A 515-nucleotide genomic window follows, 5' to 3' on the forward strand; every position below is an offset into this window, starting at 1 on the left:
CCGTAACGACACCACCTGCTCGCGTAGCTTCTCCGCTCGATCCAGGAACTCCTCGCGGGGTTCGGCCATGATCCGCTTCACCGTGCGGGGCGTCACGTCGAACTGTGCCGCGGCCTCCCGCGCGGTGACCTTCCGACGCTGGGGGTATTTCGCGGTCACCCCCACGCCTCCAGTGCCGTGGCGAGGTCGACTTTCGTGGCGCGCTTGCGGTTCGCCTCCCGTTTCGCCTCCGAGGTGATCCGGCCGCGTGAGGCCTGGATCGTCGAGAACTTCTCGCGGGAGAAGTTCCGCCAGACCCACCGCGCCACCGATCGGGCCGTGTGGCCCACCTCGGCCAGCGGCAGCTCGACCGCGAACTCGGCGTTCACGTTGACCGCGTAGGCGAAGGTGACCTCCTCCCACTCGACGCGGTCCTCGTAGCGAAGCCGCGCCCGATACGCCCACAGGCGCACCCTGTTGAACAGCGCCACGTTGCGGCCCAGTCCCGACGAGTCGACGGCCCGGCGCGGCAGCGA

General features: G+C 69.5%; 1 protein-coding gene. It reads right to left on the reverse strand.

From position 1 onward, the window contains the following. Positions 1-155: 155 nt before the first annotated feature. On the reverse strand, positions 156-515 hold a 360-nt coding region (locus tag F0L68_RS41400; protein ID WP_188317132.1), incomplete at its 5' end, for a primase C-terminal domain-containing protein.

Source organism: Solihabitans fulvus, assembly GCF_008386585.1.
Taxonomy (GTDB): domain Bacteria; phylum Actinomycetota; class Actinomycetes; order Mycobacteriales; family Pseudonocardiaceae; genus Solihabitans; species Solihabitans fulvus.